General features: G+C 70.5%; 1 pseudogene. It reads right to left on the bottom strand.

Annotated elements, in window-relative coordinates:
- Positions 1-157 precede the first annotated feature (157 nt).
- A pseudogene (locus tag ACEN88_RS34425) lies at positions 158-407 on the bottom strand (hypothetical protein); the annotation flags it as partial.

Genomic DNA, 407 nt, shown 5'->3' with positions numbered 1-407 from the left:
TGCTCGCGCCGCTCGCCACCTCGCCCTTGATGTTGTCGTAGGTCGTCACGCTGGGCGTCGTCTGGCAGCCGCCCAGCGCGATGAGTGCCAACAGCGCGGCGGCGGCCGCCGCCATGGAACGCATCGGAATACGCTTGTCGTTCATCCTCATCCTCTGTCAGCGCCGCACGGTGACCGTGGCGGCGTGGTCGCCCTTGATGCCGCCTTCGGCTTCGGCGTACAGGCGCAGCACCTGGCGTTCGCCGCCGCGCACCAGTTCCACCTCGTTCTCGCGGATGCGCACGACCTTCGCGCCGCGGAAGCTCTCGCCCTGGCGCACCGTCTCGCCATCGATGACGGCCACGTGGCGCCCGCCCGCCGCGCGCCCGATCAGGATCGATTGCAGCTGCGGGCCGCTGCTCATGGCC

The organism is Massilia sp. CT11-108 (genome assembly GCF_047302915.1).
Taxonomy (GTDB): domain Bacteria; phylum Pseudomonadota; class Gammaproteobacteria; order Burkholderiales; family Burkholderiaceae_D; genus Telluria; species Telluria orientalis.
Note: the sequence above shows the minus strand (reverse complement) of the source record. Positions and strands in the feature narration are given on the sequence as shown.